Source organism: Embleya sp. NPDC127516 (assembly GCF_044765325.1).
Lineage (GTDB): Bacteria > Actinomycetota > Actinomycetes > Streptomycetales > Streptomycetaceae > Embleya.
In genome coordinates this window covers 322,606-347,912 of sequence record NZ_JBIWJT010000008.1, presented here as the reverse complement: position 1 = coordinate 347,912, position 25,307 = coordinate 322,606, and the positions used below count along the sequence as shown (strand labels likewise).

25 protein-coding genes are annotated in these 25,307 nt (G+C 71.4%); 14 read left to right on the top strand and 11 right to left on the bottom strand.

All coding sequences use genetic code 11. The annotated features are described in order from the left end of the window. Positions 1-244 precede the first annotated feature (244 nt). Positions 245-1,279 carry a glycerophosphodiester phosphodiesterase gene (locus ACIRL2_RS18345; protein ID WP_402233242.1) on the bottom strand — a complete coding sequence of 345 codons (1,035 nt, stop codon included), beginning with the start codon at positions 1,277-1,279 and terminating at the stop codon, positions 245-247. Positions 1,280-1,439: 160 nt separating this feature from the next. On the opposite strand from ACIRL2_RS18345, the gene ACIRL2_RS18340 reads away from it, so the two are divergent. Next, the gene (locus ACIRL2_RS18340; protein ID WP_395863547.1) at positions 1,440-1,613 is read left to right on the top strand and encodes a hypothetical protein; all 174 of its coding nucleotides are present in this window, start codon (positions 1,440-1,442) and stop codon (positions 1,611-1,613) included. Positions 1,614-1,817: 204 nt separating this feature from the next. Here ACIRL2_RS18340 and ACIRL2_RS18335 read toward each other — a convergent pair whose 3' ends face one another. Further along, on the bottom strand, positions 1,818-2,597 hold the full coding sequence (locus tag ACIRL2_RS18335) for an SDR family NAD(P)-dependent oxidoreductase (protein ID WP_395863549.1): 780 nt from the start codon (positions 2,595-2,597) through the stop codon (positions 1,818-1,820). A 218-nt stretch (positions 2,598-2,815) separates the two neighbouring features. Here ACIRL2_RS18335 and ACIRL2_RS18330 point away from each other — a divergent pair, with 218 nt between their 5' ends. Next, entirely contained in the window at positions 2,816-4,024 is a 1,209-nt protein-coding gene (locus tag ACIRL2_RS18330; RefSeq protein WP_395863551.1) for a TetR/AcrR family transcriptional regulator, read from the top strand. A gap of 13 nt (positions 4,025-4,037) precedes the next feature. Here the strand turns inward: ACIRL2_RS18330 and ACIRL2_RS18325 are convergent, their stop codons facing one another. The 3 genes from ACIRL2_RS18325 to ACIRL2_RS18315 all read right to left on the bottom strand — a co-directional run bounded on the left by ACIRL2_RS18325 (position 4,038) and on the right by ACIRL2_RS18315 (position 6,523). After that, positions 4,038-4,511 carry a molybdenum cofactor biosynthesis protein MoaE gene (locus ACIRL2_RS18325; protein WP_402233238.1) on the bottom strand — a complete coding sequence of 158 codons (474 nt, stop codon included), beginning with the start codon at positions 4,509-4,511 and terminating at the stop codon, positions 4,038-4,040. Positions 4,512-4,515: 4 nt separating this feature from the next. Further along, on the bottom strand, positions 4,516-5,529 hold the full coding sequence (moaA, locus tag ACIRL2_RS18320) for a GTP 3',8-cyclase MoaA (RefSeq protein WP_402233235.1): 1,014 nt from the start codon (positions 5,527-5,529) through the stop codon (positions 4,516-4,518). A 178-nt stretch (positions 5,530-5,707) separates the two neighbouring features. Beyond that, the gene (locus tag ACIRL2_RS18315; RefSeq protein WP_395863556.1) at positions 5,708-6,523 is read right to left on the bottom strand and encodes an IclR family transcriptional regulator; all 816 of its coding nucleotides are present in this window, start codon (positions 6,521-6,523) and stop codon (positions 5,708-5,710) included. A 107-nt stretch (positions 6,524-6,630) separates the two neighbouring features. On the opposite strand from ACIRL2_RS18315, the gene aceB reads away from it, so the two are divergent. From aceB to ACIRL2_RS18300, 3 genes are all read left to right on the top strand, one after another. Beyond that, on the top strand, positions 6,631-8,250 hold the full coding sequence (aceB, locus tag ACIRL2_RS18310) for a malate synthase A (protein WP_395863558.1): 1,620 nt from the start codon (positions 6,631-6,633) through the stop codon (positions 8,248-8,250). A 220-nt stretch (positions 8,251-8,470) separates the two neighbouring features. Continuing rightward, positions 8,471-8,860 (top strand): gamma-glutamylcyclotransferase, encoded by a 390-nt coding sequence (locus ACIRL2_RS18305; protein WP_395863560.1) that lies wholly within the window; start codon positions 8,471-8,473, stop codon positions 8,858-8,860. A gap of 146 nt (positions 8,861-9,006) precedes the next feature. After that, positions 9,007-9,363 (top strand): SseB family protein, encoded by a 357-nt coding sequence (locus ACIRL2_RS18300; protein ID WP_402233230.1) that lies wholly within the window; start codon positions 9,007-9,009, stop codon positions 9,361-9,363. A 124-nt stretch (positions 9,364-9,487) separates the two neighbouring features. Here ACIRL2_RS18300 and ACIRL2_RS18295 read toward each other — a convergent pair whose 3' ends face one another. The 6 genes from ACIRL2_RS18295 to ACIRL2_RS18270 all read right to left on the bottom strand — a co-directional run bounded on the left by ACIRL2_RS18295 (position 9,488) and on the right by ACIRL2_RS18270 (position 13,677). Beyond that, on the bottom strand, positions 9,488-10,918 hold the full coding sequence (locus tag ACIRL2_RS18295) for an 8-oxoguanine deaminase (RefSeq protein WP_402233228.1): 1,431 nt from the start codon (positions 10,916-10,918) through the stop codon (positions 9,488-9,490). 121 nt (positions 10,919-11,039) lie between these two features. After that, positions 11,040-11,954, bottom strand: coding sequence for a factor-independent urate hydroxylase (pucL, locus tag ACIRL2_RS18290; RefSeq protein ID WP_395863566.1), 915 nt, complete (start codon positions 11,952-11,954; stop codon positions 11,040-11,042). Between the two features lie 5 nt (positions 11,955-11,959). Beyond that, the gene (uraH, locus tag ACIRL2_RS18285; RefSeq protein WP_395863568.1) at positions 11,960-12,301 is read right to left on the bottom strand and encodes a hydroxyisourate hydrolase; all 342 of its coding nucleotides are present in this window, start codon (positions 12,299-12,301) and stop codon (positions 11,960-11,962) included. After that, complete coding sequence (gene uraD, locus ACIRL2_RS18280) at positions 12,298-12,795, bottom strand: 2-oxo-4-hydroxy-4-carboxy-5-ureidoimidazoline decarboxylase (RefSeq protein ID WP_402233223.1); 498 nt, start codon at positions 12,793-12,795, stop codon at positions 12,298-12,300. The genes uraH and uraD overlap by 4 nt, the downstream gene beginning before the upstream one ends. A gap of 265 nt (positions 12,796-13,060) precedes the next feature. Continuing rightward, complete coding sequence (locus tag ACIRL2_RS18275; RefSeq protein WP_395864059.1) at positions 13,061-13,369, bottom strand: helix-turn-helix domain-containing protein; 309 nt, start codon at positions 13,367-13,369, stop codon at positions 13,061-13,063. A 50-nt stretch (positions 13,370-13,419) separates the two neighbouring features. Continuing rightward, a complete protein-coding gene (locus tag ACIRL2_RS18270) occupies positions 13,420-13,677 on the bottom strand; it encodes a thiamine-binding protein (RefSeq protein ID WP_395863572.1) in 258 nt (85 codons plus the stop codon). A 221-nt stretch (positions 13,678-13,898) separates the two neighbouring features. Here ACIRL2_RS18270 and ACIRL2_RS18265 point away from each other — a divergent pair, with 221 nt between their 5' ends. The 9 genes from ACIRL2_RS18265 (at position 13,899) to ACIRL2_RS18225 (ending at position 25,159) form a co-directional block, all read left to right on the top strand. Beyond that, positions 13,899-14,741, top strand: a complete 843-nt coding sequence (locus tag ACIRL2_RS18265) for a TIM barrel protein (RefSeq protein WP_395863574.1) — start codon at positions 13,899-13,901, stop codon at positions 14,739-14,741. Further along, a complete protein-coding gene (locus tag ACIRL2_RS18260; RefSeq protein WP_402233219.1) occupies positions 14,738-15,703 on the top strand; it encodes a 2-hydroxy-3-oxopropionate reductase in 966 nt (321 codons plus the stop codon). Before ACIRL2_RS18265 ends, ACIRL2_RS18260 begins: the two co-directional genes overlap by 4 nt. After that, the gene (gene gcl / locus ACIRL2_RS18255) at positions 15,703-17,418 is read left to right on the top strand and encodes a glyoxylate carboligase (RefSeq protein WP_402233217.1); all 1,716 of its coding nucleotides are present in this window, start codon (positions 15,703-15,705) and stop codon (positions 17,416-17,418) included. The genes ACIRL2_RS18260 and gcl overlap by 1 nt, the downstream gene beginning before the upstream one ends. A 395-nt stretch (positions 17,419-17,813) precedes the next feature. Further along, entirely contained in the window at positions 17,814-19,076 is a 1,263-nt protein-coding gene (locus ACIRL2_RS18250; protein WP_402233214.1) for a glycerate kinase, read from the top strand. Next, complete coding sequence (allB, locus tag ACIRL2_RS18245) at positions 19,073-20,416, top strand: allantoinase AllB (RefSeq protein ID WP_395863580.1); 1,344 nt, start codon at positions 19,073-19,075, stop codon at positions 20,414-20,416. The genes ACIRL2_RS18250 and allB overlap by 4 nt, the downstream gene beginning before the upstream one ends. A gap of 102 nt (positions 20,417-20,518) precedes the next feature. Continuing rightward, positions 20,519-21,562: an allantoicase gene (gene alc / locus ACIRL2_RS18240; RefSeq protein WP_402233211.1), complete on the top strand. Its 1,044-nt coding sequence runs from the start codon at positions 20,519-20,521 to the stop codon at positions 21,560-21,562. A 126-nt stretch (positions 21,563-21,688) separates the two neighbouring features. Beyond that, entirely contained in the window at positions 21,689-23,143 is a 1,455-nt protein-coding gene (locus ACIRL2_RS18235; protein ID WP_402233209.1) for a catalase, read from the top strand. 277 nt (positions 23,144-23,420) lie between these two features. Continuing rightward, entirely contained in the window at positions 23,421-24,833 is a 1,413-nt protein-coding gene (locus tag ACIRL2_RS18230; protein ID WP_402233206.1) for a family 2B encapsulin nanocompartment shell protein, read from the top strand. 116 nt (positions 24,834-24,949) lie between these two features. Then, positions 24,950-25,159 (top strand): CsbD family protein, encoded by a 210-nt coding sequence (locus ACIRL2_RS18225; protein WP_395863587.1) that lies wholly within the window; start codon positions 24,950-24,952, stop codon positions 25,157-25,159. Positions 25,160-25,307: the final 148 nt, after the last annotated feature.

The window sequence follows — 25,307 nt, the reverse complement described above, 5'->3', positions numbered from 1 at the left end:
AAAATGTCACATTGCCCTCACGAGGTAAAGGGTTTGCCGGTGCGGTTCCGTGGACGACCGGAGCCGATCGGCGCACGTGCGACCGGGTTCCGCGCGAACGCGGGTTCGGTTCGTCGACCGAGAGGCCGCGGGGGGAGAGGCCAGCGGCGGAGATGCCCGTCCACGCAAAGGCCCGTGCTACGAAGAGGCCCGCGACCGACCCGGGAGGCCGGGTCGGTCGCGGGCCGTTTTCCGGCGGGGCGGGTCAGGGGCGGGCGCCGTCCTTGGTGGTGTGCGCGGCGTTCCACGCGACCAGGTCGGCGGTCCGGTTCGTGATGATCCCGTCCACCCCCGCGTTGTTCAGCGCGGCCCACTCCCGCGGGTCGTCCGGCGTCCAGGCCAGCACCGCGATCCCGGCCGCGTGCAACTCTTGGACCACGTTCGGGCGTTGGGCCAGGCCGTGGTACGAGGGGTTGTACGAGGTCAGCCGCAACTCCTTGGCCAGTGCTACCGGATCGGCGTCGAGTTGATCGCTGAGCAGGCCCAGCGGCAGTTCGGGGGCGAGATCGCGGGTCAGCCGCAACGACTCCTGGTCGAAGCTCTGCACGAATACCCGACCGGCCATCCCGGCGGTGCGTACCTCCTGGACGATCCGGGCGATCTCGTCGCGGGAGTGCGGATTCTTGATCTCCAGGAGCAGTCGTCCGCCGCGCGTGCGCAGGTCCGTGAGCTGTTCGCGCAGCGTCATCACGCGGGTGCCGGCGAACTCCGGCTTGAACCAGGCCCCGGCGTCCAGTGTGGCCAGGTCAGAGGACGTCAGATCGCGGATCGCGCCCTTGCCGTTGGTGGTTCGATCCACGGTGGCGTCGTGCATGATGTGCGGCACACCGTCCGTGCTGGGCTGCACGTCGTTCTCGATCCAGTCCGCACCCACGTTCCGGGCCGCCTCCTGGGAGGGCATGGTGTTCTCCGGTGCCACCGTGGGCGCGCCCCGATGCGCGAAGACGGTGATCCGGGTGCCCGGGGCACGGATATAGCTGCGCCCGTCGATCGGCGACGTGCCCCGTCGAGTGTCCAGCGTCTCCGACGGCGGGTGCGCGGCGGCGGCCTGGGGCGGCTCGGGGGCCCTGAGCGCACTGCTGGACAGCGAGGACTTCGCGGTGGCGTCGTGGACGTCCGCCGGGGCCAGGCACTGTGCGCAGCCGAACACGATGCCCAGGCCGGCCAGCAGGCCGGCGATCCGCCGTTTGACACGGCGGGGCCGGGGCCGAGGTGGGCGCTCGGGTTGGTCAAGGAGCATTCCGGCATCGTAGAAGCAATCTCGAGCTGCCATTCGAATTCGATCATCACGGCGTGTGACAGCCGGTCATCACGACATGTGACGCTCGACATGCGCACCGTGACGAACGGTGTGAGAGTGGACGAGACCGACCATCGGTTCTCCGTAGGAGGAAACGGCCATGGCCAAGCAGAAGTCGAAACCCCACATGCAGAACAAGAACTCGCTGTTCGTCGAAGCCGAGCGTGCGGACTCCGCAGCGGCGCCGGCAGCGGAGGCGACGGACACCCTCGAGTCCCCCAAGGCCGCCCGACGCGGCAAGAGCGACCGGCCCAAGGGCCGCCCGAGGCGCTGACGGCTCGGCGTCCCCGGACGCCGAGCAGCGGACCTCGCGGAAGCCCGGGGGAGGGGCGTGACGGTGACACCGCCCCGCCCGGTGCGCGCCCGTAGGCCCCGTCGACCCCATGTCGACGGGGCCTTCGGCGTGACCGGGCGCCGCCGGGCACCGAGCGGGTCGGCGCCGAGCACCGGTTGCGGGCGGGTAGGCGTGGCCTGCCGGCTACGGGCGGGTCGGCCCGTACACCCGACCAGTCCTGGTGGACACGCTGCCGAACAGGCCGCGCGGGGTGAGCTTGGCCAGCCCGACCACCGCCTTGTAGCGCAGATCCGGCACGCTGACGGTCTTGCCCACCGCGAGGTCGCGGATCGCGGCGGCCACCACCCGATCGGCGTCCAACCACATCCAGTTGGGGATGTTGGATGTGCCCATCCCGGCCCGCAGGTGGAACTCGGTGCGTACGAAGCCCGGACACAGGGCCATCAACCGCACACCGCTGCCCGTCAATTCGCGGGCGGCGCCCTCGGTGAAGCTGACCACCCATGCCTTGCTCGCGCCGTAGGTGCCGCGGGGCAGGAAGGCCGCGACGGACGCCACGTTGATTACCCAGCCGCGACCGCGCTCGCGCATCGCCGCACTCGCCGCGGTGGTCAGCCGCAGCACCGCCTCGCAGTGCACCTTGAGCATGCGCACCTCGTCCGCCGTGGATGCGTCCAGGAAACCGCCCCGATTGCCGAAGCCGGCGTTGTTGACCAACACGTCCACGGGCGCGAACCGATCGGCCAGCCGCGTCTCGACGGCCGCGATCCCCTCGTCCAGGGACAGATCCGCGGGCAACACCTCCACCGTGATGCCGTGTTCCTCGCGCAGATCGCGGGCGCACTGCGCCAATCGCTCCTCGTCCCGCGCGACCAGGACGAGGGCGTGCCCTTCGTGGGCGAGCCGTCGGGCGAACGCGGCGCCGAGGCCCGAAGTGGCGCCGGTGATCAGTGAGGTCGTCATGCCACCCAGCGTAGTAACCGGGCCGATGCCGGCCGGCTCCCCGGTGCAGCGTCCGGCTCGACGTGCGCCCGACGTGTGCCCGACGCGGAGCCGGCTCGGGGACGCAGCGGGCACGCGGGGCAAAGGCGGGGGCATGCGGGGGCGTGTCGAAGGCACACCCCCGGGGCCATGCCGGCTGGAACAATGACGCGGGGGCGGATCCCGGAAGGAAGTACGCGATGGCGGCTGCGGTGCGCAAGATCGGTGGACAGGTGCCGCCCGCCCGGGGGACGCGACCGCGTAACCGTCGCGCGCTGATCCTGGCCGCCGCGGCCGACCTGTTCCACCGCCGGGGCTATGCGGACGTGGGCATGAGCGACATCGCCGACGCCGTGGGCATGGGGCCCTCCGCGCTGTACCGGCACTTCCGCAGCAAGCAGCACCTGCTCATGCAGGTCGTGCTCGACGGGGTCGCGCCGGTGCGCGACGCGCTGGCCCGCAGCGCGGTCGAGGACCCGGACACGGTGCTGCGCGCGGTGGTCGCGGCCACCCTCGACCACCGCGAAGTCGGCGTGTTGTGGCAGCGCGAGGGCCGACTGCTGCCCGCGGCCGAGCGAGCCGAGGTGCGGCGCGAGATCCACGCGGTCACCGCGGTGGTCGCCGAGCTGATCCGGGACGCCCGCCCGGAGTTGTCGCCAGGGCAGGCCGAACTGCTCGCGTGGTGCGGCCTTGGGGTACTGCTCAGCCCCTCCTTCCACCGGATCGAGCTACCCCGTCCGGAGTACGTGCGGCTGCTCGTGGAGTTGGGCCGCGCCGCGGTCACCGCGCGGCCCGCCGAGCTGGTGTCGATCGCGCGCACGCCGACGCGGCCGACCGGGATCGTGCTGCGCTCCCGGCGCGAGGCGCTGCTGGGCGCGGCCGTACGGATGTTCGCCGAGCACGGGTACGCCGGGGTGGCCATCGAGGACATCGGCGCGGCGGCGGGGATCGCCGGCCCCAGCGTGTACAACCACTTCGAGAGCAAGGCGGACCTGCTCTCGGCGGCGGTGACCCGGGGCATCGAGTGGTTGTCGATGGACATGACCCGCGCGCTGGCCGGCGCCGAGGACGACGAGGGCGCGCTGCGGGTACTGCTGTGGTCGTACATCCGGTTCGCGGCCGAGTACAGCGACCTGGTCACACTGCTCCTCGCGGAGGTGTCGCACCTGCCGACGCAGGCTCGGCATCGGGCCCGCCAGGCGCAGGCGGACTACCTCATGGAGTGGGCGCACCTGCTGTGCGCGGTACGACCGGAGTACGGCGCGGCGCAGGCCCGGATCCGGGTGCACGCGGCGCTGACCGCGATCAACGACGTGGCCCGCACGCGTCATCTGCGGGACACCGCCGGGGTGGCGCCCACCCTCGCGGCGGTGGCCGGCGCGGTGCTCGGACTGGATCCGGTCGGGTAGTCGAACCCGTCGGTCAGTGCTCGCAGACGACCCAGCCCCGAGAGCCGTCGGTGTAGGTCTGTTGCTTCCAGATCGGTACCTCGTGCTTGATCCGCTCGACCAGTTCACGGCACGCGGCGAAGGCCCGCGCGCGGTGCGCCGTGGCCACCGCCACCGCGATCGCGGTGTCCCCGACCACGAGGTCGCCGATCCGGTGCAGCGCGGCGACGGCCAGGATGTCCGGTTCCTCGGCGGCGAGGCGCTCTGCCACCTCGCGGAGCCGGTCGACGGCCAGGGGATGGGCGGAGTAGGACAGTGCGCGCACGGCGCGGCCCGCGTCGTGGTCGCGCACCGTGCCGACGAACACCGAGGTGCCACCGGCCGCCGGGTGGGCGATGGCGGCGAGCACCTCGTCGACGCTCGGCGCGGTGTCGCGGATGGCGCACAGGCGCACGACCGGCGCGGCGGATGTGGTCGCGGACGGCCGGCGTACGGCTTCGGCGGTCATCGGGTCAGCCGCCGATCGCGGACATCGGGCGGTCCGGGGCGAGGAAGCCGGGCGTGTCGATGCCGTGTCCCGGGCCCTTGCCGAACAGCGCGATCCGCCACGCGGAGGCGATCTCGGCGTCGTCCGCGCCCGAGCGCAGCAGGGTGCGCAGATCGGACTCGTCCCGGGCGAACAGGCACGTGCGCAACTGCCCGTCGGAGGTGAGCCGGACCCGGTCGCACGCGCCGCAGAACGGCCGGGTCACGCTCGCGATCACCCCGACGGTGGCGGCGCTTCCGTCGACATGCCACTCCTCGGCGGGCGCGGACGCGTCGTCGCGCGGGACGGCGGTCAGCGTGAACCGGGCGGCCAGCCGCTCCAGTACCTCGGCCGCGGTGACCATCAGGTCGCGATCCCACGCGCCCTGCGGGTCCAGCGGCATCTGCTCGATGAAGCGCAGCCGGTAGCCGCGCTCGATCGCCCACTCGAGCATCGGCACGATCTCGTCGTCGTTGATCCCGCGCACCGGCACCGTGTTGACCTTGACCGGCGCGAGGCCGGCCGCGCGTGCCGCGCGCAGTCCGGCGAACACGTCCTCGATCCGGTCCCGGCGGGTGAGCAGCGCGAACCGTTCGGGCCGCAGGGTGTCCAGGCTGACGTTGACCCGGCGCAGTCCCGCCGCACGCAGCGCGGGCGCCAGTGCGGCCAGCCGGATGCCGTTGGTGGTCAGCGACAACTCGGGGGCTCGGTCCAGGCCGGCCAGGTCGGCGATCAGCGCGGGCAGGTCCGGCCGCAGCAGCGGCTCGCCGCCGGTGAGCCGGACGGTGCGGATACCGAGGCGGTCCACCGCGATCCGGATCAGGCGGGTGGTCTCGGCCCGGGTGAGCAATTCGCCGGCGGGCAGCCAGGGCAGACCCTCGGCGGGCATGCAGTAGGTACAGCGCAGGTTGCACCGGTCGGTCAGGGACACACGCAGGTCGGTGTGCGCCCGACCGAACCGGTCGAGCAGCGGGGCGGGCGGCGCGATGGGGTGGGACATGCCCGTCAGTAGAGCCGTCCGTGCCGCCCACGGTCCACGGGCGGAACGTACGAGAGGCGGCCGGCGACGCCGCGCGCGGTCTGGTGGATTCGTCCGAAGGCGCGCTCCGGGCGGTCCGGCGTGCCCGGGTGCGGTCGGGCGCGGGCCGGGGGCGGCCCGGTTCGGTGTCGAGGACGGCTCAAGGGGCGGGCATCGCCTCGGGGTCCGACTCGGTCCCGCCCAGGCGTTGCCCCAGGCGGGACGCGATCTCCCGCATCCGGGTGGTCATCCAGTGCTCCTCCATCGCCCGGATCCGGCCCTCGGGTCCGGACACGGACAGCGCGGTCGCGGTCGGCGCGCCCGGCACCACCACGGCGACGCAGCGCACGCCCAGTTCCTGCTCCTGGTCGTCGACCGCGTAGCCCTGCGCCCGGATCAGCGGGAACTGGGCGAGCAGCGCGGCCGGATCGGTGACCGTGTGCTCGGTGTGCGAGGCCAGCGGCCGGCCGCCGAGGACCCGTGCGGCGTCGGCCTCGGGCAGGTGGGCGAGCAGGACCTTGCCGACCGCGGTGCAGTGCGGCTGGACCCGGCGGCCGACCTCGGTGAACATCCGCATCGAGTGCCGGCTGGGCACCTGGCCGACGTAGACCACCTCGCCCGCCTCCAGCACCGCGAGGTTGGCGGTCTCGCCGGTGGTCTCCATCAGTTCGGCCAGGTACGGCCGGGCCCAACTGCCGAGCAGCCGGCCCGCGGTCTCGCCCAGTCGGATCAGTCGCGGGCCGAGCGTGTATCGCCGCGAGGCGTCCTGGCGCAGATAACCCAGCGAAACGAGCGTGCGTACGAGGCGGTGGATCGTGGGCATGGGCAATCCTGAACGCGCGGCGAGCTCGCTGAGCGTCAGCACTCCGCCGGCGTCGGCGAGCAGTTCGAGGAGGTCGAACGCACGTTCCAGCGACTGGACACCACCACTCGCGCCGTTGGCTGTGCCGTTGGTGCTCGAGTTGACTGCGGCCACGGCGTGATCCTCCGTCGAGAATTTATTCAACAAGTTGTTGAACTTCCGTTTCCCGGAAACTAATGTCCACTCTACAAAAGAGCGTCGACGGCGAAGGAGAGCCACCCATGAGTGCACCGGCCATCGTGGTCAAGCACAGCACAGTGACCGGCGGCTCCGTGCCGCGAGCGGACGAAGTGCTCACCACCGACGCGCTGCGCTTCGTGGCGAGCCTGCAACGCCGATTCGGCGGCCGTCGCGACGCACTGCTGAACCTGCGCCGGACCCGACGCGAGGAGATCGCCCGCACCGGCCGGCTCGACTTCCTGCCGGAGACCGCCGACGTACGCGCCGCCGACTGGCGGGTGGCCGAGGCGCCGCCCGCACTGCGCGACCGACGGGTGGAGATCACCGGTCCGGCCGATCGCAAGATGACGATCAACGCGCTCAACTCCGGCGCGAAGATCTGGCTCGCCGACTTCGAGGACGCCTCGGCGCCGACCTGGCACAACGTCGTCGCCCACCAACTCAACCTGATCGACGCCTACGACCGGCGGATCGACTTCTCCACCGCCGAGGGCAAGACGTACGCGCTGCGTCCGGACGACGAGTTGGCCACCGTGGTGATGCGCCCGCGCGGCTGGCACCTGGACGAGCGGCACATCCTGGTCGACGGCGTCCCGGCGGCCGGCGCGCTGGTCGACTTCGGGCTCTACTTCTTCCACAACGCGGCCCGCCTGCTCGACCGGGGCCTGGGCCCGTACTTCTACCTGCCCAAGATCGAGAGCCACCTCGAAGCCCGGTTGTGGAACGACGTGTTCCGGCACGCGCAGGACCTGCTGGACATCCCGCGCGGCACGATCCGCGCGACCGTGCTGATCGAGACGATCACGGCCGCGTTCGAAATGGACGAGATCCTCTACGAACTGCGCGAGCACGCGTCGGGCCTGAACGCGGGCCGCTGGGACTACCTGTTCAGCATCGTGAAGAACTTCCGCGACGCGGGAGACGCGTTCGTGCTGCCGGACCGCAACGCGGTCACCATGACCGCGCCGTTCATGCGCGCGTACACCGACCTGCTGGTGCGTACGTGCCACCGGCGCGGCGCGCACGCGATCGGCGGGATGGCCGCGGTGATTCCCTCGCGACGCGACGCTGCGGCCAACGCGGCGGCGCTGGCGAAGGTGCGCGACGACAAGGACCGTGAGGCCGGGGACGGCTTCGACGGGTCCTGGGTGGCCCACCCGGACCTGGTGCCGGTCTGCCGCGAGGCGTTCGACACGGTGCTCGGCGAGCGGCCGAACCAGATCGAACGCACCCGGGACGACGTCGAGGTGACGGCGGATCAGCTCCTGGACGTGGCGTCCGCGGACGCTTCGCCGACCAACGCCGGGCTGCACGCGGCGGTCGGCGTCGGGCTGCGCTACCTGGAGGCGTGGCTGCGCGGATACGGCGCGGTCGCCGTCTTCGGCCTGATGGAGGACGTGGCGACCGCGGAGATCTCCCGGTCCCAGGTGTGGCAGTGGATCAACAACGGTGTGGTGCTCGCGGACACGGGTGACAAGGTGACCTCGGACCTGGTCCGGCGTCTGGTCGTCGAGGAACTGGGCGCGCTGCGCGAGGACATCGACGACGACAGGTTCGAGGCCGGCCGCTGGACGGACGCGCGCGACCTGTTCCTCAAGGTGGCCCTCGCCGACGAGTTCGTCGAATTCCTCACCCTGCCGGGATGCGAACTCCTCGACTGAATAGGGCCGTTCGCACATCCCCCACAAGCGCGGAACGGCCGGGCCCACCCCGGCGGTCGTGGGGCGCGTCCAATCGGGCGGGCCCGGTCGTTCCGCATCCCCATCTTCTACATCTTTTTCTTCTCGGGATATCTCGGCGACGGCGAAACCTCGTCGCCTGCGTCTGCGGCGCCGAGCGCCGCCGACGGTTCTCGCGCGGGCATCGAACAGGAGGCAGCACATGGCACGGATGTTCCTCAACGGCCAGGCGATGGAGGGTGGTCCGTTCCACCACCACCTGGAGGGTGCGCCGCTGGTCGCCAAGACCCGTACCGCGCCCGGTTATCGCTTCTTCTCGATCGGCGACCGCTGCCCGGGCCTGCTGCCCGATCCCGCGAGCGAGGCGCAGATCGCGGGCGAGGTGTACGAGGTCCCGGACGAGGTGCTGCGCGACAACCTGCTGCCCACCGAGCCGGCCGAACTGGAGTTCGGGATCATCAAGCTCGAGGACGGCTCGGCCTGCTTCTCGATGATCCTGCGCCGCGGCGAGTCGGAGTCGGGCAGGCACAAGGAGATCACCGAGTTCGGCGGCTGGCGGGCGTATCTGCGGACGCTGGGGCGCGACGCGTAGCGGTCCCGGCTCCCGAGGTGTCGGGACGGCGTGCGGAAGGTGACGGGCGGGTCCGATCCAGGTCGGACCCGCCCGTTTCGCGTGCCCCGGGAGCCCGCCGGTCGGCGGTGCCGAATCCCGACAATCAGGGCCCATATGATCATGGCATGACTGCCGCGAACCCGGCCCTGGCCGCCCTCCTCGACCGCGCCGACGAGAGCGGGACCGAGCCCGCCGACCTGCTCGCCGCGATCGTGGCCGGCGGCGTGGTGGTCCCGATCGACGATGACGAGTCGGTGGTCTTCATCCACGGGCAGGACGGCCGGCCGTGGCTGCCCGCCTTCGTCGACGCGGCCACGTGCGCCCGAGACGTCCCGCACGCGCGGGCCTACCTGTGCGACGCGGCGCGCCTGGTCGACATCGCCGGGCGCACCGGGGTGCGCACCATGACCGTGGCGTCCGCCACCCGGTGCGCGACCGTACCGCTGGCCCTGGTCGCGAAGGCCGCGACGACGCGCGACTGACGGCACCCGGGATCGGGACCACGGCGGATCGACCGGACCGGCCGAGTGCCCCGGACACGCCGAAACGCGGCCGAAGTCCGGTGGACCTTCGGCCGCGTGACGGCGTGTCCGGGATTCCCGTCGGCTACTCGGCGCGCAGGCGGGCCGCCGCGTGGGCCACGTTGCGGGCGATCTGCTCCTCGTCGACTCGGGACAGGTGTCCCTGTTCGACCACCTCGCGGCCGTTGACCAGCAGCAGGGTCAGCGGTGCCGCCGCGCCCAGGACCAGGGCCGCGACCGGGTCGGCGATGCCCGCGTGCAGGACGTCGTCCACGCGCCACATGGCCAGGTCGGCGAGCTTGCCGGGCTCCAGCGAGCCGATCTCGCGTTCGCGGCCGAGTACCTTGGCGCCGCCCATCGTGCCCAGCCGCAACGACTGGCGGGCCGTCATCGCCGCCGGGCCGCGGCGCAGTCGGGCGATCAGCAGCGCGTTGCGCAACTCCGTACCCAACTCGCCCGACTCGTTGGAGGCGGTGCCGTCGACGCCCAGGCCGACCGGGACGCCGGCGGCCAGCATCTCCGGAACGCGTGCGATGCCCGCGGCGAGCCGCGCGTTGGAGGACGGGCAGTGCGCCACGCCGGTGCCGGTGGCGGCGAACTTGGTGATGTCCGAGTCGTTCATGTGGACGCAGTGCGCCATCCACACGTCCTCGCCCAACCAGCCGACGCTTTCCAGGTAGTCGGTGGGCCCCATGCCGAACTTCTCGTGGCAGAAGTCCTCCTCTTCCACCGTCTCCGAGCCGTGGGTGTGCAGTCGCACTCCCTTGGCGCGGGCCAACTCGGCCGCACCACGCAGGAGTTCGGGAGTCACGGAGAAGGGCGAGCAGGGCGCGGCGGTGATCCGCACCATCGAGTCGAAGGACGGGTCGTGCCAGGTGTCGATCGCCTCGGCGGTCGCGGCCAGCGCGGCGTCGGTGTCCTCGACGCACGCGTCCGGAGGCAGCCCGCCCTGCGACTCGCCCAGGTCCATCGAGCCCCGGGTGGGCTGGAAACGCATGCCCAGTTCGGCCAGCGCGCGGATCTCCGCGCCCAGGATGTCGCCGCCGTCCTTGGGGAAGACGTACGCGTGATCGGTGGAGGTGGTGCACCCCGAGCGCAGCAGCGCGGCGGCCGAGCCCTGCGCGGCGGCATAACACATCTCGTCGTCGATCTTCGCCCAGGTGGGGTAGAGCGTCACGAGCCAGTCGAAGAGGTTGCACTCCTGGGCCAGGCCGCGGGTGATCCACTGGTAGAAGTGGTGGTGCGTGTTGACCAGCCCCGGGGTGACCAGGTGGCCCGTGCCGTCGATCCGGCGGACGACGTGTTCCAGGCCGGCCGGGGCGGCACCCGCGCCGACCGACTCGATCCGGTTGCCCGCGACCACGACGTGGCCCGAGGCGTACTCGGTGTCCCGCGCGTCGACGGTCGCGACCGCGCAGTTCTCGATCACGATGCGCCCGGAACCGGCGGCGCGGGCGGAGTCCGCCACGGAGGGGGCGGAGCCGGCGGAGTTCCGCGCGGAGTTTCCTACAGACATGGGCAGTCCCTTGCGGCAGCGGTCCAATGTGCCAACGAACCGCCGTCTGGTCCTGCGCGCGGGCCCCGGAGGCGGGACGGCGGATGAAGAATCCTCCGGGGGTTATGCCCGACGAGCGAGGTCAGTCCACCGGAATCAGCGGAATGACACCCTCGCGGTGCACGGTGCCCTCGATCAGACCGTAGGGCCGGTCGGCGGCGTAGTACACCTCCTTGTCGTTCTTGACGCCCATCCGGTCCATGTCGACCTGGAAGTGGTGCTTGTTCGGCAACGACAGCCGAACCTCGTCCACCTCGTGCCGATGGGTCAGCACCCGGTTCGCCATCGCGTACAGGGACTGCTGGAGCGAGTAGGAGTACGTCTCGGCGAAGGACTCCAGCAGGTGCCGGCGGACCTGGGCGTACGAGCGCTCCCAGTTCGGTTCGCTCGCGCCGTCGGCCGCGTCGAAGGAGAACCGCCAGAGCGCGGTGACCTGGGTGGCCAGGATCCGGTCGTACGCCTCCTGGAGGGTGGTGTACCGATCCTTGATGTAGCCCCAGAATTCGGAGGCCGTCGTGTTCATCACGACCAGGTCCTTGAGTCCGGAGATCACCCGGACCCGGCCGTGCTCCCAGACGATCTCGGTGGTCCGGGTCTCGCCGCCGTCCCGGACGAACGAGTGGTGGATCTCGTCCGCGCCGACGAAGCGATTGCGCGCCTCGGCGGCGGGGATGCGGTTCCAGGGGTACTCCTCGATCCGCACCCGGGCCCGGGTGATCGAGGGCTGCGACTCGACGAAGTGCCGGGCCAGGCGTATGCCGTAGGCCTCGGCCGAGTCGATGCCGTGCTCTCGCGCGAACGCGAACACGGTGTTCTTCATGGTGTCCGTGGGCAGCACGTTGCCGTTGCCGCCGGTGAAGTGGGTGTCGGACAACTCGCCCGACAGTGCGACGCTGACGTTGAGGTCCTTGATCTCGTGCCGTTCGGTGTCGCGGCGGACCCGGACCACGCGGGTCTCCGCCTTTCCGTACTGATTCTGGCCGAGCACCATCGGCATGCCTGTCAGCTCCCTCGATAGACGGAATATCCGTACGGGTTGAGCAAAAGCGGTACGTGGTAGTGCGTTCCGGGGTCGGCGGTGAAGACCACTTGCACCTCCGGGAAGAACGGCGTCTCGCCGCGGGCGCGGCGGTACGCGGCGACGTCGAAGACCAGTCGTACGTCGACCGGGCCGGCGGCGGGATCCACGCCCAGCGGCGGCAGATCCGGACAGCGTCCGTCGGCGTTGGTCGCCGAGTTGCCCAGTACGGTCCACGTCCCGTCGGCCGCGCGTCGGGACAACTCGACCGGCACGTCCGGCGCCGGCCGGCCCTCGCTGGTGTCCAGGATGTGGGTGGAGATCACGCGGAGATCAGCCCTTCCAGGCGCAGGCGGTTGATCTTCCGCAGTTCCTCGCGGGTGACCTCCCACTCGGACGCCGGGTTGTTGTCGAGTCGGTGCCGCAGTTCGGCGAGCATCTCCGCGGCGCTGCGACCGCTCGCGCAGATCAGGAAGACGTGGCCGAACCGCTGTTCGTACGCGATGTTCCCGGCCCGCAGATCGGCCAACACCGCGTCACCCGCCCGGTGTACCCCGGACTGCTCGCGCGTCGACTGCGGATCGTCGTGGCGCGGGCGGCCGATCACCGCGTGACCGTCGATCGCCTCCTGGAGATCGTCGGCGGTCAGGATCGCCACCGCCTCGTCGGATCTCGCGTACAACTTCTCCGGGTCGCCGTAGGGCCGGGCCGCGAGCAGCGCGCCGATCCAGGCACGACTCGCGCAGACCTCACCGAGCAGTCGGATCGCCTCTTCGGCGGACGCGGCGTCGAGTCTGTCGAGTCCTGGCGCTGATGACATGTCGGGAACCTCCTCACTCGGCGGGCGTGCCCGTCCAGAGCCATGCGCCGCGTCCGAGCGAATACCCCGACGCGACGATGGCCGGAACGCTAGGCGCTCCGAATCTCCCGCGTCAACAGTTTGTTGAAGTCGATCATCGTGGTGAACACAACGTGACCCGCCGGAAACGAGGCTCGCCGAAGTGCTCGCGTGGGGGAGGCACTTCGTTTCCGCGCGCGGCGGCGCTCGCCCTCGCGCGGGTCGGGCCGGGCCGAGGGGGCCGGGTTCAACCTCGGGATTCGCGGTTGAGGTAGTTGTAGACGGTGAAGCGGCTCACGCCCAGGGCCGCGGCCACGGTCTCGACGCCGTGGCGGATGGTGAAGGCGCCGCGTTGTTCGAGGGTGCGGACCACGCGCTGTTTGGCCTCGCGGTCGAGGTCGGCCAGCGGGCCGTACTGGCGTTCCGCGTCGCCGAGGAGGCGGTCGAGGGCGGTGCCGAGGCCGGGGAGGCGGACGGCGACGGCCGGTTCGCCCTCCCAGTCCAGCACGACGTCCTCGGGGCCGGCCTCGTCCGGGGTGACGAATTGCGCGCCCATCGCGGTCACCAGCGGCTTGATCGCGGCGGCCAGCGGGTGTTCGGCGGGGCTCACGCGGGGCCTCCCGGCGCCGTCGGCACGGTGGTGACCTGCACCGAGATCCGAGTCGCGCCGACCCCGAGCGCGCCTCGGTAGACCTTGTCCAGCGCGGCGAGGACCACGTCGGCCTCGCCCTCGGCGGTCGTACCGAAGGGGCCGACCTCCACGTCGAGGCCCGCTTCGTCGAGGACCCGGCGGGCCTCCAGGGCGTGGGCCGGCACGCCGTCCAGGTCGAACGGCTCGGTCGAGAACTCAATCCGCAATCGCACGCTCGAACCCTAGCGCCCGGCTCGGGAGCCTCGCCGGGCCCGCGCCGCGGGCCGGCGATTCGACGGGGCGGGAGCGGCCTGGGCGGGGGGCTGGTCGGCGGGGCGCGCGTGGGTCAGACTGCGGCGGCCACCCTTGACAAACTGTTGAAGGCGCGTGACATCATTCCGGTGAGCAGAATCTTACTTCCGCATTGTGGAACCGACGTGGAAGAGGTGATCCCGTGAGCGCTCGTGATCTGCGCTTCGACATCAATCTCTCGATCCTCTTCACCGAACTCCCGCTCCTCGAGCGGCCCGCTGCCGCTGCCGAGGCCGGCTTCGCCGAGATCGAGCTGTGGTGGCCCTTCGGCGGCCCGACCCCCGCCGACGCCGAGCTGGACGCGCTCGCCCGAGCGATCCGCGACGCCGGCGTCGACCTGGTCGGCCTGAACTTCGACGCGGGCGACATGCCCGCCGGCGACCGCGGCCTGCTGTCCCGGCCGGCCGAATCGGCGCGCTTTCGGGACAACATCGCCGCGGCGACCGGCTTCGCCGAGAGCCTGGGCTGCCGCGCGCTGAACGCGCTGTACGGCAACCGCGAGGACGGCGTGGACCCGCGGGCCCAGGACGAACTCGCCCTGGAGAACCTGGCCCTGGCGGCCCACGCCGCGCACGGCATCGGCGCGATCGTGCTGATCGAGGCGCTCAACACGCCGGAGAACGCGCGCTATCCGCTGACCACCGCCGCGGAAGCGGTGGCGGTGGTGGACAAGGTCAACGCCGAGACCGGCCTGGGGAACGCGACCTTCCTGTGCGACCTGTACCACCTCGACCGCAACGGCGAGGACCTCACCGCCGTGATCGACACGTACGCCGACCGGTTCGGCCACGTACAGATCGCCGACACTCCCGGACGGGGGCAACCGGGCACCGGCGGGCTGGACTTCGAAGACCTGTTCCGCCGACTCGTCGCCGCCGGGTACACCGGGCGCGTCGGCCTCGAATACAAGCCCGTCGGCCCGAGCGCGGACAGCTTCGGCTGGCTTCCGCGCGAGCTGCGCGACACCAAGGGAGGGGCCGGATGACCGGCGCAAGCAAGAGGATCGGTTTCGTCGGTCTCGGCATCATGGGCGGTCCGATGGCCGCCCACCTGGTCCGGGCCGGCCACGAGGTGACCGGGTTCAACCTGGAGCGGGACGCCATCGACCGGCTGATCGCGGCCGGCGGCAAGGGCGCGGCGAACATCGCCGAGGCGGTGCGCGACGCGGACGTGGTGATCACCATGGTCCCGGCCGACCCACACGTCGAGAAGGTGATGTTCGGCGACGGCGGCGTGTTGGACACGGTCGAGCCCGGCACCCTGGTGATCGACATGAGTTCGATCAAGCCCGGCACCTCGATCGCGGTGGCCGAGGCCGGCGCCGAGCGAAAGCTGCGGGTGCTGGACGCCCCGGTCAGCGGCGGCGAGGCGGGCGCGATCGAGGCGGTGCTGTCCATCATGGTCGGCGGTGAGGCGGCGGACTTCGCCGCCGCGCTGCCCCTGTTCGAGGTGCTCGGCAAGACCATCGTGCACGTCGGCCCGCACGGCGCGGGCCAGACGGTCAAGGCGGCCAACCAGCTCATCGTCGCGGGCAACATCCAACTCGTCGCCGAGGCACTGCTGTTCCTCGAACGTGCCGGGGTGGACACCGAGGCGGGCCTGAAGGTGCTCGCCGGCGGCCTGGCCGGCAGCACGGTCCTGGACCGCAAGGCCCGGGTGATGCGGGACCGCGACTTCAAGCCCGGGTTCCGGATCGACCTGCACCACAAGGACATGGGCATCGTCACCGAGTCGGCCCGCGAGTTCGACCTCGTGCTGCCGCTCGCCGGCCTGACCGCGCAACTCGTCGCGTCGCTGCGCGCCCAGGGCGGCGGCGGGCTGGACCACTCCGGTCTGCTGCTCGGCCTGGAAAGGCTCAACGGCTCTCCCGCGCAGGGCGGTTCCGGGCAAGGCAGCTCCGAGCAAGGCAGTTCCGGGCAAGGCAGTTCGAAGCAGGGAGACAACTGATGGCACCCCGTCGAGTTCCGGTCATGAACGCCGTCGTCGAGGTGCTCAGGTCCGAAGGTGTGGACACCGCGTTCGGCTGTCCCGGCGCGGCGATCCTGCCGCTGTACCAGGCCCTGGAAACGGTCGGCGGCATCGAGCACCTGATCGTCCGGCACGAAGAGGGCGCGACCCACATGGCCGACGGCTGGGCCCGTACGAACGGCGGGGTCGGCGTCGCGATCGGCACGTCCGGTCCGGCCGGCACCAACATGATCACCGGTCTGTACACCGCGCTCGCCGACTCCATCCCGATCGTGTGCATCACCGGCCAGGCCGTCTCCAGCAAGCTGCACCAGGAGGCGTTCCAGGCGGTCGACATCGTCGAGATCGCCAAGCCGGTGACCAAGTGGTCCGTGCAGGTCAAGGAGGCCGCACAGGCGCCGTGGATCTTCCGCGAGGCGTTTCGGCTGGCCCGCTCGGGCCGGCCCGGCCCGGTGCTGATCGACCTGCCGCTGGACGTGCAGAAGCAGGAGATCTGGTGGGACTCCGAGGTGGACGCGCCGCTGCCGGTGAGCGAGGTGCTCCCGCACCAGCCCCGCGTGGACGCCGCCCTGGACCTGCTGCTCGCCGCCGAGCGTCCGCTGCTGCTCTCCGGTGGCGGCGTGATCATCGGCGAGGCGCACGAGGAGCTCGTCGAGCTGGCCGAACTGCTCCGGATCCCGGTGCAGGTCACCCTGATGGGCAAGGGCTCGATCGACGAGAACCACGCGCTCTACAGCGGGATGACCGGCGTGCAGACCTCGCAGCGCTACGGGAACGCGTCGTTCCTGGAGTCCGACCTGGTGCTCGCGCTGGGCGCGCGCTTCGGCGACCGGCACACCGGCACGCTGGACGTCTACCGGGGCACCCGCAAGTTCATCCACGTGGACATCGAGCCGACCCAGATCGGCAAGGTCTTCGAACCGGACCTGGGCATCGTCTCGGACACCCGGCATTTCCTCCAGGCGATCCTGGCCACCGCGAAGGAGCGGGGCATCCGCCGCGAGGCGGGCGCGTGGGTGGCCCGGATCCAGGAGCTGCGCGCGACGCTGACCCGGCGCGAGGACTTCGACAGCGTGCCGATCAAGGCGCCGCGGGTGTACAAGGAGATCAACGAGGTCTTCGACGAGGACACCTACTTCGTCACCGCGATCGGCCTCTACCAGATCTGGGGCGGCCAGCACCAGAAGGCCTACAAGCCGCGCCACTACCAGGTCTGCGGCCAGGCCGGCCCGCTCGGCTGGGAGATCCCGGCGGCGATCGGCGTCAAGAAGGCGCTCAAGCACAGCGACCCGGACGCCGAGGTGGTCGGCATCGTCGGCGACTACGGCTTCCAGTACCTGGTCGAGGAACTCGCGGTGGCGGCGCAGTACAACGTGCCGTTCGTGATCATCATGATCAACAACGAGTACCTCGGGCTGATCCGCCAGGCGTCGATCCCGTACGAGATGAACTTCCAGGTCGACATCCACTACGACGAGGTCGGCACCGACAACGTCAAGCTGATGGAGGCGTACGGCTGCTCGGGCAAGCGGGTGGTGGAGCCGAACGACATCCGGTCCACCATCGAATGGGCCCGCAAGGAGGCGCAGCGCACGTCGCGCCCGGTCCTGGTGGAGATCATGATCGAGCGCGAGGCGAACACGCCGCACGGGCCGGCGATCGACGCGGTCAAGGAGTTCGAGCCGGTTCCGTAGCCGGTCCGCGACCCGTGGTCGGCCGCGTGGCCGACCACGGGTGACCGGCGGGGCGTACCCGCTCGTCAGGTCCGGAGCGGGGCGGGCCGAGTCGTCGGCCCCTCCCAGGGGCCCGCCCCGCTCCCTTCGATTCCGCCCGGTGACGCTGATCCCACTCGTGGTGTCGCGCCCGCGTCACCGGGCGGTTGCCACCCCGATCGCACGCGTCGGGTCGGGCCCGCGCCCGACCGTCGCACCCGCGTGGTGTCGCGTGCACGTCGGACCGTCGCCACCCCTGTCGATCTCCCCGAGAGCGGCAGCCACGTAGTTGACTGTGCCTCGGCACGGCATCCGATCGGTCGGCTCCGCGCCGACCCCGGACATCCCCTCCGGCAGCCCACCCGAAGGAGCAGCGCATGGGACCGGTCGTCGTCCTGGCCCCCGACAAGTTCAAGGGGACCCTGACCGCCGTGCAGGCCGCGGTCAGGATCGGTGCCGGGATCCGGCGGGCCCGTCCGGACGCGGACGTGCGCATGTTGCCGATCGCCGACGGCGGCGAGGGCACCGTGGACGCCGCGGTGGCCGCCGGCTTCGCGCGCATCCCGGTACGGGTCACCGGCCCCACCGGGCGGCAGGTGGGCGCGGCGCTCGCCGTGCGCGGCCGGACCGCCGTGGTCGAGCTGGCCGAGTCCTCGGGGCTCGCGCTGCTCCCGGACGGGCCCGCGCCGCTGACGGCGGACACCACCGGGGTGGGCGAGCTGATCGGCCGGGCGCTGGAGCTGGGTTGTACCCGGATCGTGCTCGGCCTGGGCGGCAGCGCCTCCACCGACGGCGGCTCCGGGCTGGCTCGCGCGCTGGGCGTACGGCTGCTGGACGCGGCGGGCGAGGAACTGCCCCGGGGCGGGGCCGCGCTGCTGCGGCTGGACCGGATCGAGCGCGGCGACCTGGCGACCCGGCTGGCCGGCGTCGAGGTGGTGATCGCCTCGGACGTGGACAATCCGCTGCTCGGCCCCAAGGGGGCCGCGGCGGTGTACGGGCCGCAGAAGGGCGCCTCGCCGGACGAGGTTCGGCTCCTGGACTCGGCGCTCGCGCGCTGGGCCGAGGTGGTCGCGCCCGAACTGGCCGAGGTGCCCGGAGCGGGTGCCGCGGGTGGGGCCGGGTTCGGCGCGCTGGCGCTGCTCGGCGCGAGCATCCGGCCCGGCATCGGCCTGCTGCTCGAACTCCTGGGCTTCGACGAACTGCTCGACGGGGCGGATCTCGTGGTCACCGGAGAGGGCAGCCTGGACCGGCAGACCCTGCACGGCAAGGCACCGGCCGGGGTCGCGGTCGCCGCCCGGAAACGGGGTGTACCCGTGGCGGTGGTGTGCGGCCGCGTCGAGTTGAGCGGGGTTCAACTCGACGCGGCCGGCATCGTGGCGGCCTACGCGCTGGCGGACCTCGGCGCCGACAGCATGACCCGCGCCGGCGAACTGGCCGAGGACGCGGGCGAACGTCTGGCCCGAGACCTGCTCACCGGCCCGGCCGACGGGGTCGACCCGGCCGGCCGGTCCGCATCGCATCACCCGACCGCATCGCACCACCCGTCCGACTCGCCGGACCCGACCGATTCGACGGACCGGCCCGGTTCGACCGACCGGATCGGCTCGGCCCATCCCGTGGACTCGGAGGACGCGTCGTGACCCACACCCCCACCCTCGTACTACGCTCGCGCCGCGTGTTCACCCCGGCCGGCGAGCTTCCGGCCGACGTGATCGTGGCCGGCGGCCGGATCGCCGACGTGGCGCCGTATCGCAGCGCCGCCGGCGCGCCGGTCGAGGATCTGGGCGAACTCGCCCTGCTGCCGGGCCTGGTGGACACCCACGTACACATCAACGAGCCGGGCCGCACCGCGTGGGAGGGCTTCACGAGCGCGACCCGGGCGGCGGCGGCCGGTGGCGTCACCACCTTGATCGACATGCCGCTGAACTCGATCCCGGCCACCGTCACCCTCGACGCGCTGCGGGTCAAGCAGGAGGTCGCGCGCGGTCGGGTGTACGTGGACGTGGGTTTCTGGGGCGGTGCGATCCCGGGCAACACCGACGAGCTGGAACCGCTGTACCGGGCGGGCGTGTACGGGTTCAAGAGTTTCCTCGCACCCTCCGGCGTGGACGAGTTCCCGCACGTGAACGCGGCCGAGTTGGCTCAGGCGCTGACCGAACAGGCGCGGCTGGACGCGCTGGCGATCATCCACGCCGAGGCGCCGCACGTGCTGGACGCGGCGCCGCAGGTGCCCGGCCGGGCGTACGCCGACTTCCTCGCGTCCCGGCCGGACGCGGCCGAGACGGTCGCGGTCGAGCAGTTGCTCGACATCGCCAAGCGCACCGGCGCACGCGTGCACGTCCTGCACGTGTCCTCGGCGCAGGTGTTGCCGCTCCTGGACGCCGCCCGCGCGGACGGGATCGCGGTCACCGCCGAGACCTGCCCGCACTATCTGACCCTGGTCGCCGAGGGTGTTCCGGCGGGCGACACCGCGTTCAAGTGTTGCCCGCCGATCCGCTCCCAGGACAACCGCGACCGGCTGTGGCGCGGGATCGAGGCGGGCTCGTTCGCCGCCGTGGTCTCCGACCACTCGCCGTGCACCGCCGATCTCAAACGGCTGGACGTGGGCGACTTCGCCGCCGCGTGGGGCGGGATCGCGTCGCTGCAACTGGGCCTGGCCACGGTCTGGACCGAGGCCAGGGCACGCGGCTTCGAACTGGCAGACGTGGTCGCGCTGATGGCGGCCGGCCCGGCCCGGTTGGTGGGCCTGGCCCGCAAGGGCGCGATCGCACCGGGATACGACGCCGACCTGGTCGCGTTCGACCCGGACGCGGTGTTCACCGTGGACCCGGCCGGGCTGCACCACCGCAACCCGGTCACCCCGTACGCGGGCCGCGCGCTCACCGGCACGGTGCGCACCACGTGGCTCGCGGGCGCGCCGGTGGACGTGCACGGAAGCCCGCGCGGCCGGCTCCTGGACCGGACGGAGACCGCCGCGTGATCACCCCGGGAATGCGCCGGTTGCGCGGCCACGGCCCGCCCCCTCGTCCCGAGTTGTAGCCGAGTAGCCGTCGACTTCCTTTCCGGACGAGGAGATCAGCCGATGACCGCCGAATTCACCGAATACGTCAACCTCGCCTCGCGCGCCCTCGGGGCGGGCGTGGTGGCCGCCAACGACGAGTGGTTCGCCGAGAAGGAGAACCTGCTCAAGGCCGAGCCGCCGGTCTTCGTACCGCACACGTTCGGACCCAAGGGCCAGATCATGGACGGCTGGGAGACCCGCCGCCGGCGCGGCCCCTCGGCCGAGCACCCGCATCCCGAACCGGACGCGCACGACTGGGCGATCGTCCGGCTCGGCGTGCCCGGTGAGCTGCGCGGGATCGTGGTGGACACCGCGTTCTTCACCGGCAACTACCCGCCGAGCGGCTCGGTGGAGGCCGCGTCCGTGCCCGGCACACCCTCGGTCGAGGAACTGCTCGACCCGGCGGTGCGGTGGACCACGATCGTCGCGCGCACCGATCTCAAGGGCGACACGGCACACCCGTTCACCGTCACCTCCGGGCAGCGGTTCACCCATGTGCGGCTGAACATCTTCCCCGACGGCGGGGTGGCCAGGCTGCGCGTGTTCGGCGAGGCGGTGCCGGATCCGGCCTGGCTGGACGGGCTCACGGTGGACCTCGCGGCGCAGGAGTACGGCGCGGTGGCCGAGGCGGCCAGCGACCGCTACTTCTCATCGCCGCACAACCTCAACGCGCCGGGCCGCTCGCGGGTGATGGGCGAGGGCTGGGAGACCCGCCGCCGACGGGACGACGGACACGACTGGGTGCGGGTGCGCCTGGTCGAGCAGGCGCAGATCCTGGCCGCCGAGATCGACATCGACAACTACCTCGGCAACGCGCCGGGTTGGGTCGCCCTGATGGGCAGCGACGCGAGCGTGGACCCGGACGGCTGGTTCGAACTGCTGCCGCGCACGAGGGTGCAGCCGGACACTCGGCACCGGTTCCGGCTCACCGACGTACCGCCCGTCACGCACGTGCGCATCGAGGTCTTCCCGGACGGCGGGGTGGCCCGACTGCGGCTGCCGGGACGGCTGACCGAGGGCGGTCTGACAGCCCTGCGGAACCGCTTCGCACCCTCGCAGCGGTAGCGGACGTTCGCACGTACAGAGGGCCCGCGACAGCCGGTCCTCGGTGCACCCACGCTCGGCGCACCCACGCTCGGAAAGACCGGTGCCGCCATCCCCCGGAATAGCTGACAGGGAGTCAACTCTGCTATGAGCAAGCCGATACTGACGACGGAGGCCGGTGCGCCCGTCTCCGACAACCAGAACAGCGCGGCGGCCGGGGCCGGCGGCCCGCTGCTGCTCCAGGACCAGTACCTGATCGAGAAGTTGGCCCGGTTCAACCGCGAGCGCATCCCGGAGCGGGTGGTGCACGCGCGCGGGTCCGGCGCGTACGGCGTGTTCGAGGTGACCGAGGACGTCACCCGCTACACGCGTGCGCACTTCCTCGGCGAGGTCGGGCGACGGACCGAGGTCTTCCAGCGCTTCTCGACCGTCGCGGGCAACCTGGGGGCGGGCGACGCGGTGCGCGATCCGCGCGGGTTCGCGGTGAAGTTCTACACCGAGGAGGGCAATTACGACCTTGTCGGCAACAACACGCCGGTGTTCTTCATCAAGGACCCGCTGAAGTTCCCGGACTTCATCCACTCGCAGAAGCGCGACCCGTACACGGGGACGACCGAGCCGGACAACGTCTGGGACTTCTGGTCGCACTCGCCGGAGGCCACCCACCAGGTCACGTGGCTGTTCGGCGACCGGGGCATCCCGGCGTCCTACCGGCACATGAACGGTTTCGGCTCGCACACCTACCAGTGGGTCAACGCCGAGGGCGAGGCGTTCTGGGTCAAGTACCACTTCACGACGAACCAGGGCATCCGCACGCTCACCAGTGCCGAGGGAGCCGAACTGGCGGGCGAGGACCCGGATTCGCACCAGCGCGACCTGCACCAGGCGATCGACCGGGGTGTCTTCCCGTCCTGGACGCTGTACGTCCAGGTGATGCCGGTCGCCGAGGCGCCGCGCTACCGGTTCAACCCGTTCGACCTGACCAAGGTGTGGCCGCACGCGGATTATCCGCTGCGCAAGGTCGGTCGGCTGACCCTGGACCGCAACCCGGAGAACGTGTTCGCGGATGTCGAGCAGGCCGCGTTCAGCCCGAACAACTTCGTGCCGGGGATCGGGCCGAGCCCGGACAAGATGCTCCAGGGCCGGCTGTTCGCCTACGCGGACGCGCACCGCTACCGCCTGGGCGTCAACCACACGCAGCTCGCGGTGAACGCGCCCAAGGCGACCGCGGCGCTCAACCACGGGCGGGACGGCGCGATGGCGACCAACGCCGGTGGGCGGGCCCGGAATTACGAACCGAACAGCTTCGGCGGTCCGTACGAGAGCGGCGAGCCGCTGTCCGCTCCGCTCGCGGTGACCGGCCACACCGGCGCGCACGCGGCGCCGGCGCACGCGAAGGACGACGACTTCTACCAGGCGGGCGAGCTGTACCGGCTGATGTCCGACACGGAACGGGCCCGGCTGGTCGAGAACATCGCGGGCAGCCTGGGCCAGGTCACCCGGGACGACATCGTGGATCGGGTGCTCCAGCACTTCCACGCGGCGGATCCGGAGTACGGAACGCGCGTGAAGCGGGCGGTCGCGGCGATCCGGGACGTCTGACCCCCGGGCCGGCGGGTCCGGTCCCGGACGAGAGCCACCCGAAGCCCGATCGGGTCGGGTCGACGCGCGCCCGGATGTCCTCGGACGTCCCGGGCGCGCATTCGGCCGTTCGGCCCCATGCCGCGTGGGGCCGGGTGGCCCGGAAACCCCTGGGCAACCGTAGTTACATAGCCACTTCGACGCCTCTCCAGTCTCACCCGTTCGGGTAATGGCCGGCTGCCCTCGCACCGGCAACGATTGACCGCGAAGACCGGTTCATCCAGGGGAGGCGGAATCGTTGTCGATCGATGCTGGGGCCGAAACGAACAGTGAGGCCCAGGACACGCAGGCTCGTTCGAGTCTTGCGACGGCGGCGGCGCGAAATCTCGCGACCACGACCAAGACCGTCCCGCAGATGCAGGACATCACGTCTCGGTGGCTGCTGAAGATGTTGCCGTGGGTCCAGGTGTCGGGTGGTACGTACCGGGTCAACCGGCGGTTGAGTTACCGGGTGGGCGACGGGCGGGTGCAGTTCGTCCAGACCGGATCGGAAGTCCGGGTCATTCCGGCGGAGTTGCGCGAGCTGGCTCCGTTGCGCGGGTTCGAGGACGAGGAGGTGCTGCGCGCGCTGGCGGACCGCTTCGTGCGGCGGGAGTTCGCGGCGGGGGAGACGCTCGCCACGATCGGCGAGCCGAACGACCGGGTATTCCTGGTCGTGCACGGCAAGATCGGCAAGTTCGGGGTGGGACCGTACGGCGATCGCACTTCGCTCGGACTGCACGGCGACGGCGACCACTTCGGCGAGAAGATGCTCGTCGACCGGGAGTCGACCTGGGACTACACGGCCACGGCGGCCACCTCGGTGATCGTGCTCGAGATGCCGCGGGACGCGTTCGACGGGGTCCACGCCGACACGCTGCGTGACCACCTCGCGGATTACGTCGAGAGCAGCGGCCGGCCGCAGAACGCGAAGGGTGAGGCGGAGATCCCGATGTCCGCCGGCCACCACGGCGAGGCGGTGCTGCCGGGCAGCTTCGTGGACTACGAACTCAAGCCGCGCGAGTACGAGTTGAGCGCGGCGCAGACGGTGCTGCGGGTGCACAGCCGGGTGGCCGATCTGTACAACCAGCCGATGGACCAGATCGAGCAGCAGCTGCGACTGACCATCGAGGCGCTGCGCGAGCGGCAGGAACACGAGCTGATCAACAACCGCGAGTTCGGCCTGCTGCACAACGCGGACTACGAGCAGCGCATCCAGGCCCAGGCGGGCCCGCCGACGCCGGACGACATGGACGAGCTGCTCAGCCGGCGGCGCGGCTCCCGGCTGTTCCTGGCCCACCCGCGCACGATCGCCGCGTTCGGCCGCGAATGCAGCCGGCTCGGCCTGTACCCGACCACGGTCGACGTGGGCGGCAACCAGATCCCGGCCTGGCGCGGGGTGCCGATCTTCCCGTGCAACAAGATCCCGATCTCCGAGGCGCGCACGAGTTCGATTCTGGTGCTGCGTACGGGTGAGGACGACCAGGGTGTGGTGGGCCTGCATCAGACCGGCCTGCCGGACGAGTACCAGCCCGGCCTGTCCGTGCGATTCATGGGCATCAACGAGCAGGCGCTGATCTCCTACCTGGTCACCGCGTACTACTCGGCGGCGATCCTGGTGCCCGACGCGCTCGGCGTCCTGGAGAACGTGGAGATCTCCCGAGTCGGGTGACAAAGGTCACGAGAATCACCAAATTGTGTCGGATGGGTCGTTTCCGGTTATAGGTCGGGCTGGACGTCGCGCGAACAACGGACGCGCGCGGTCGATCGTGACAGGAGACCCGAGACATGGGCATCGACGACAACATCCGCAACAAGGCCCAGGATGTCGGCGGCCAGGCCAAGGAGAAGGTCGGCGAGGCGACCGGAAACGAGGACCTGCGCGACGAGGGTCAGCAGGACCAGGGTTCGGCCAAGGCCAAGGAAGCCGTCACGAGTGCCAAGGACAAGGCCAACGAGGCGATCAACAAGATCAAGGGCTCCCTCAAACGCGACTGACCCACCCTCGCAAGGCCCGAGGCCCCCGGCGCGCGCCGGGGGCCTCGGGGCGTTCCGGCGGCGGATGCGCGTCACCGGGGCGCGGCGGCACGGGATTCCGGGGCTCGGGGTCGGCGGGAATCGTTCGGGCTCGGGCGGGAATTTTCTG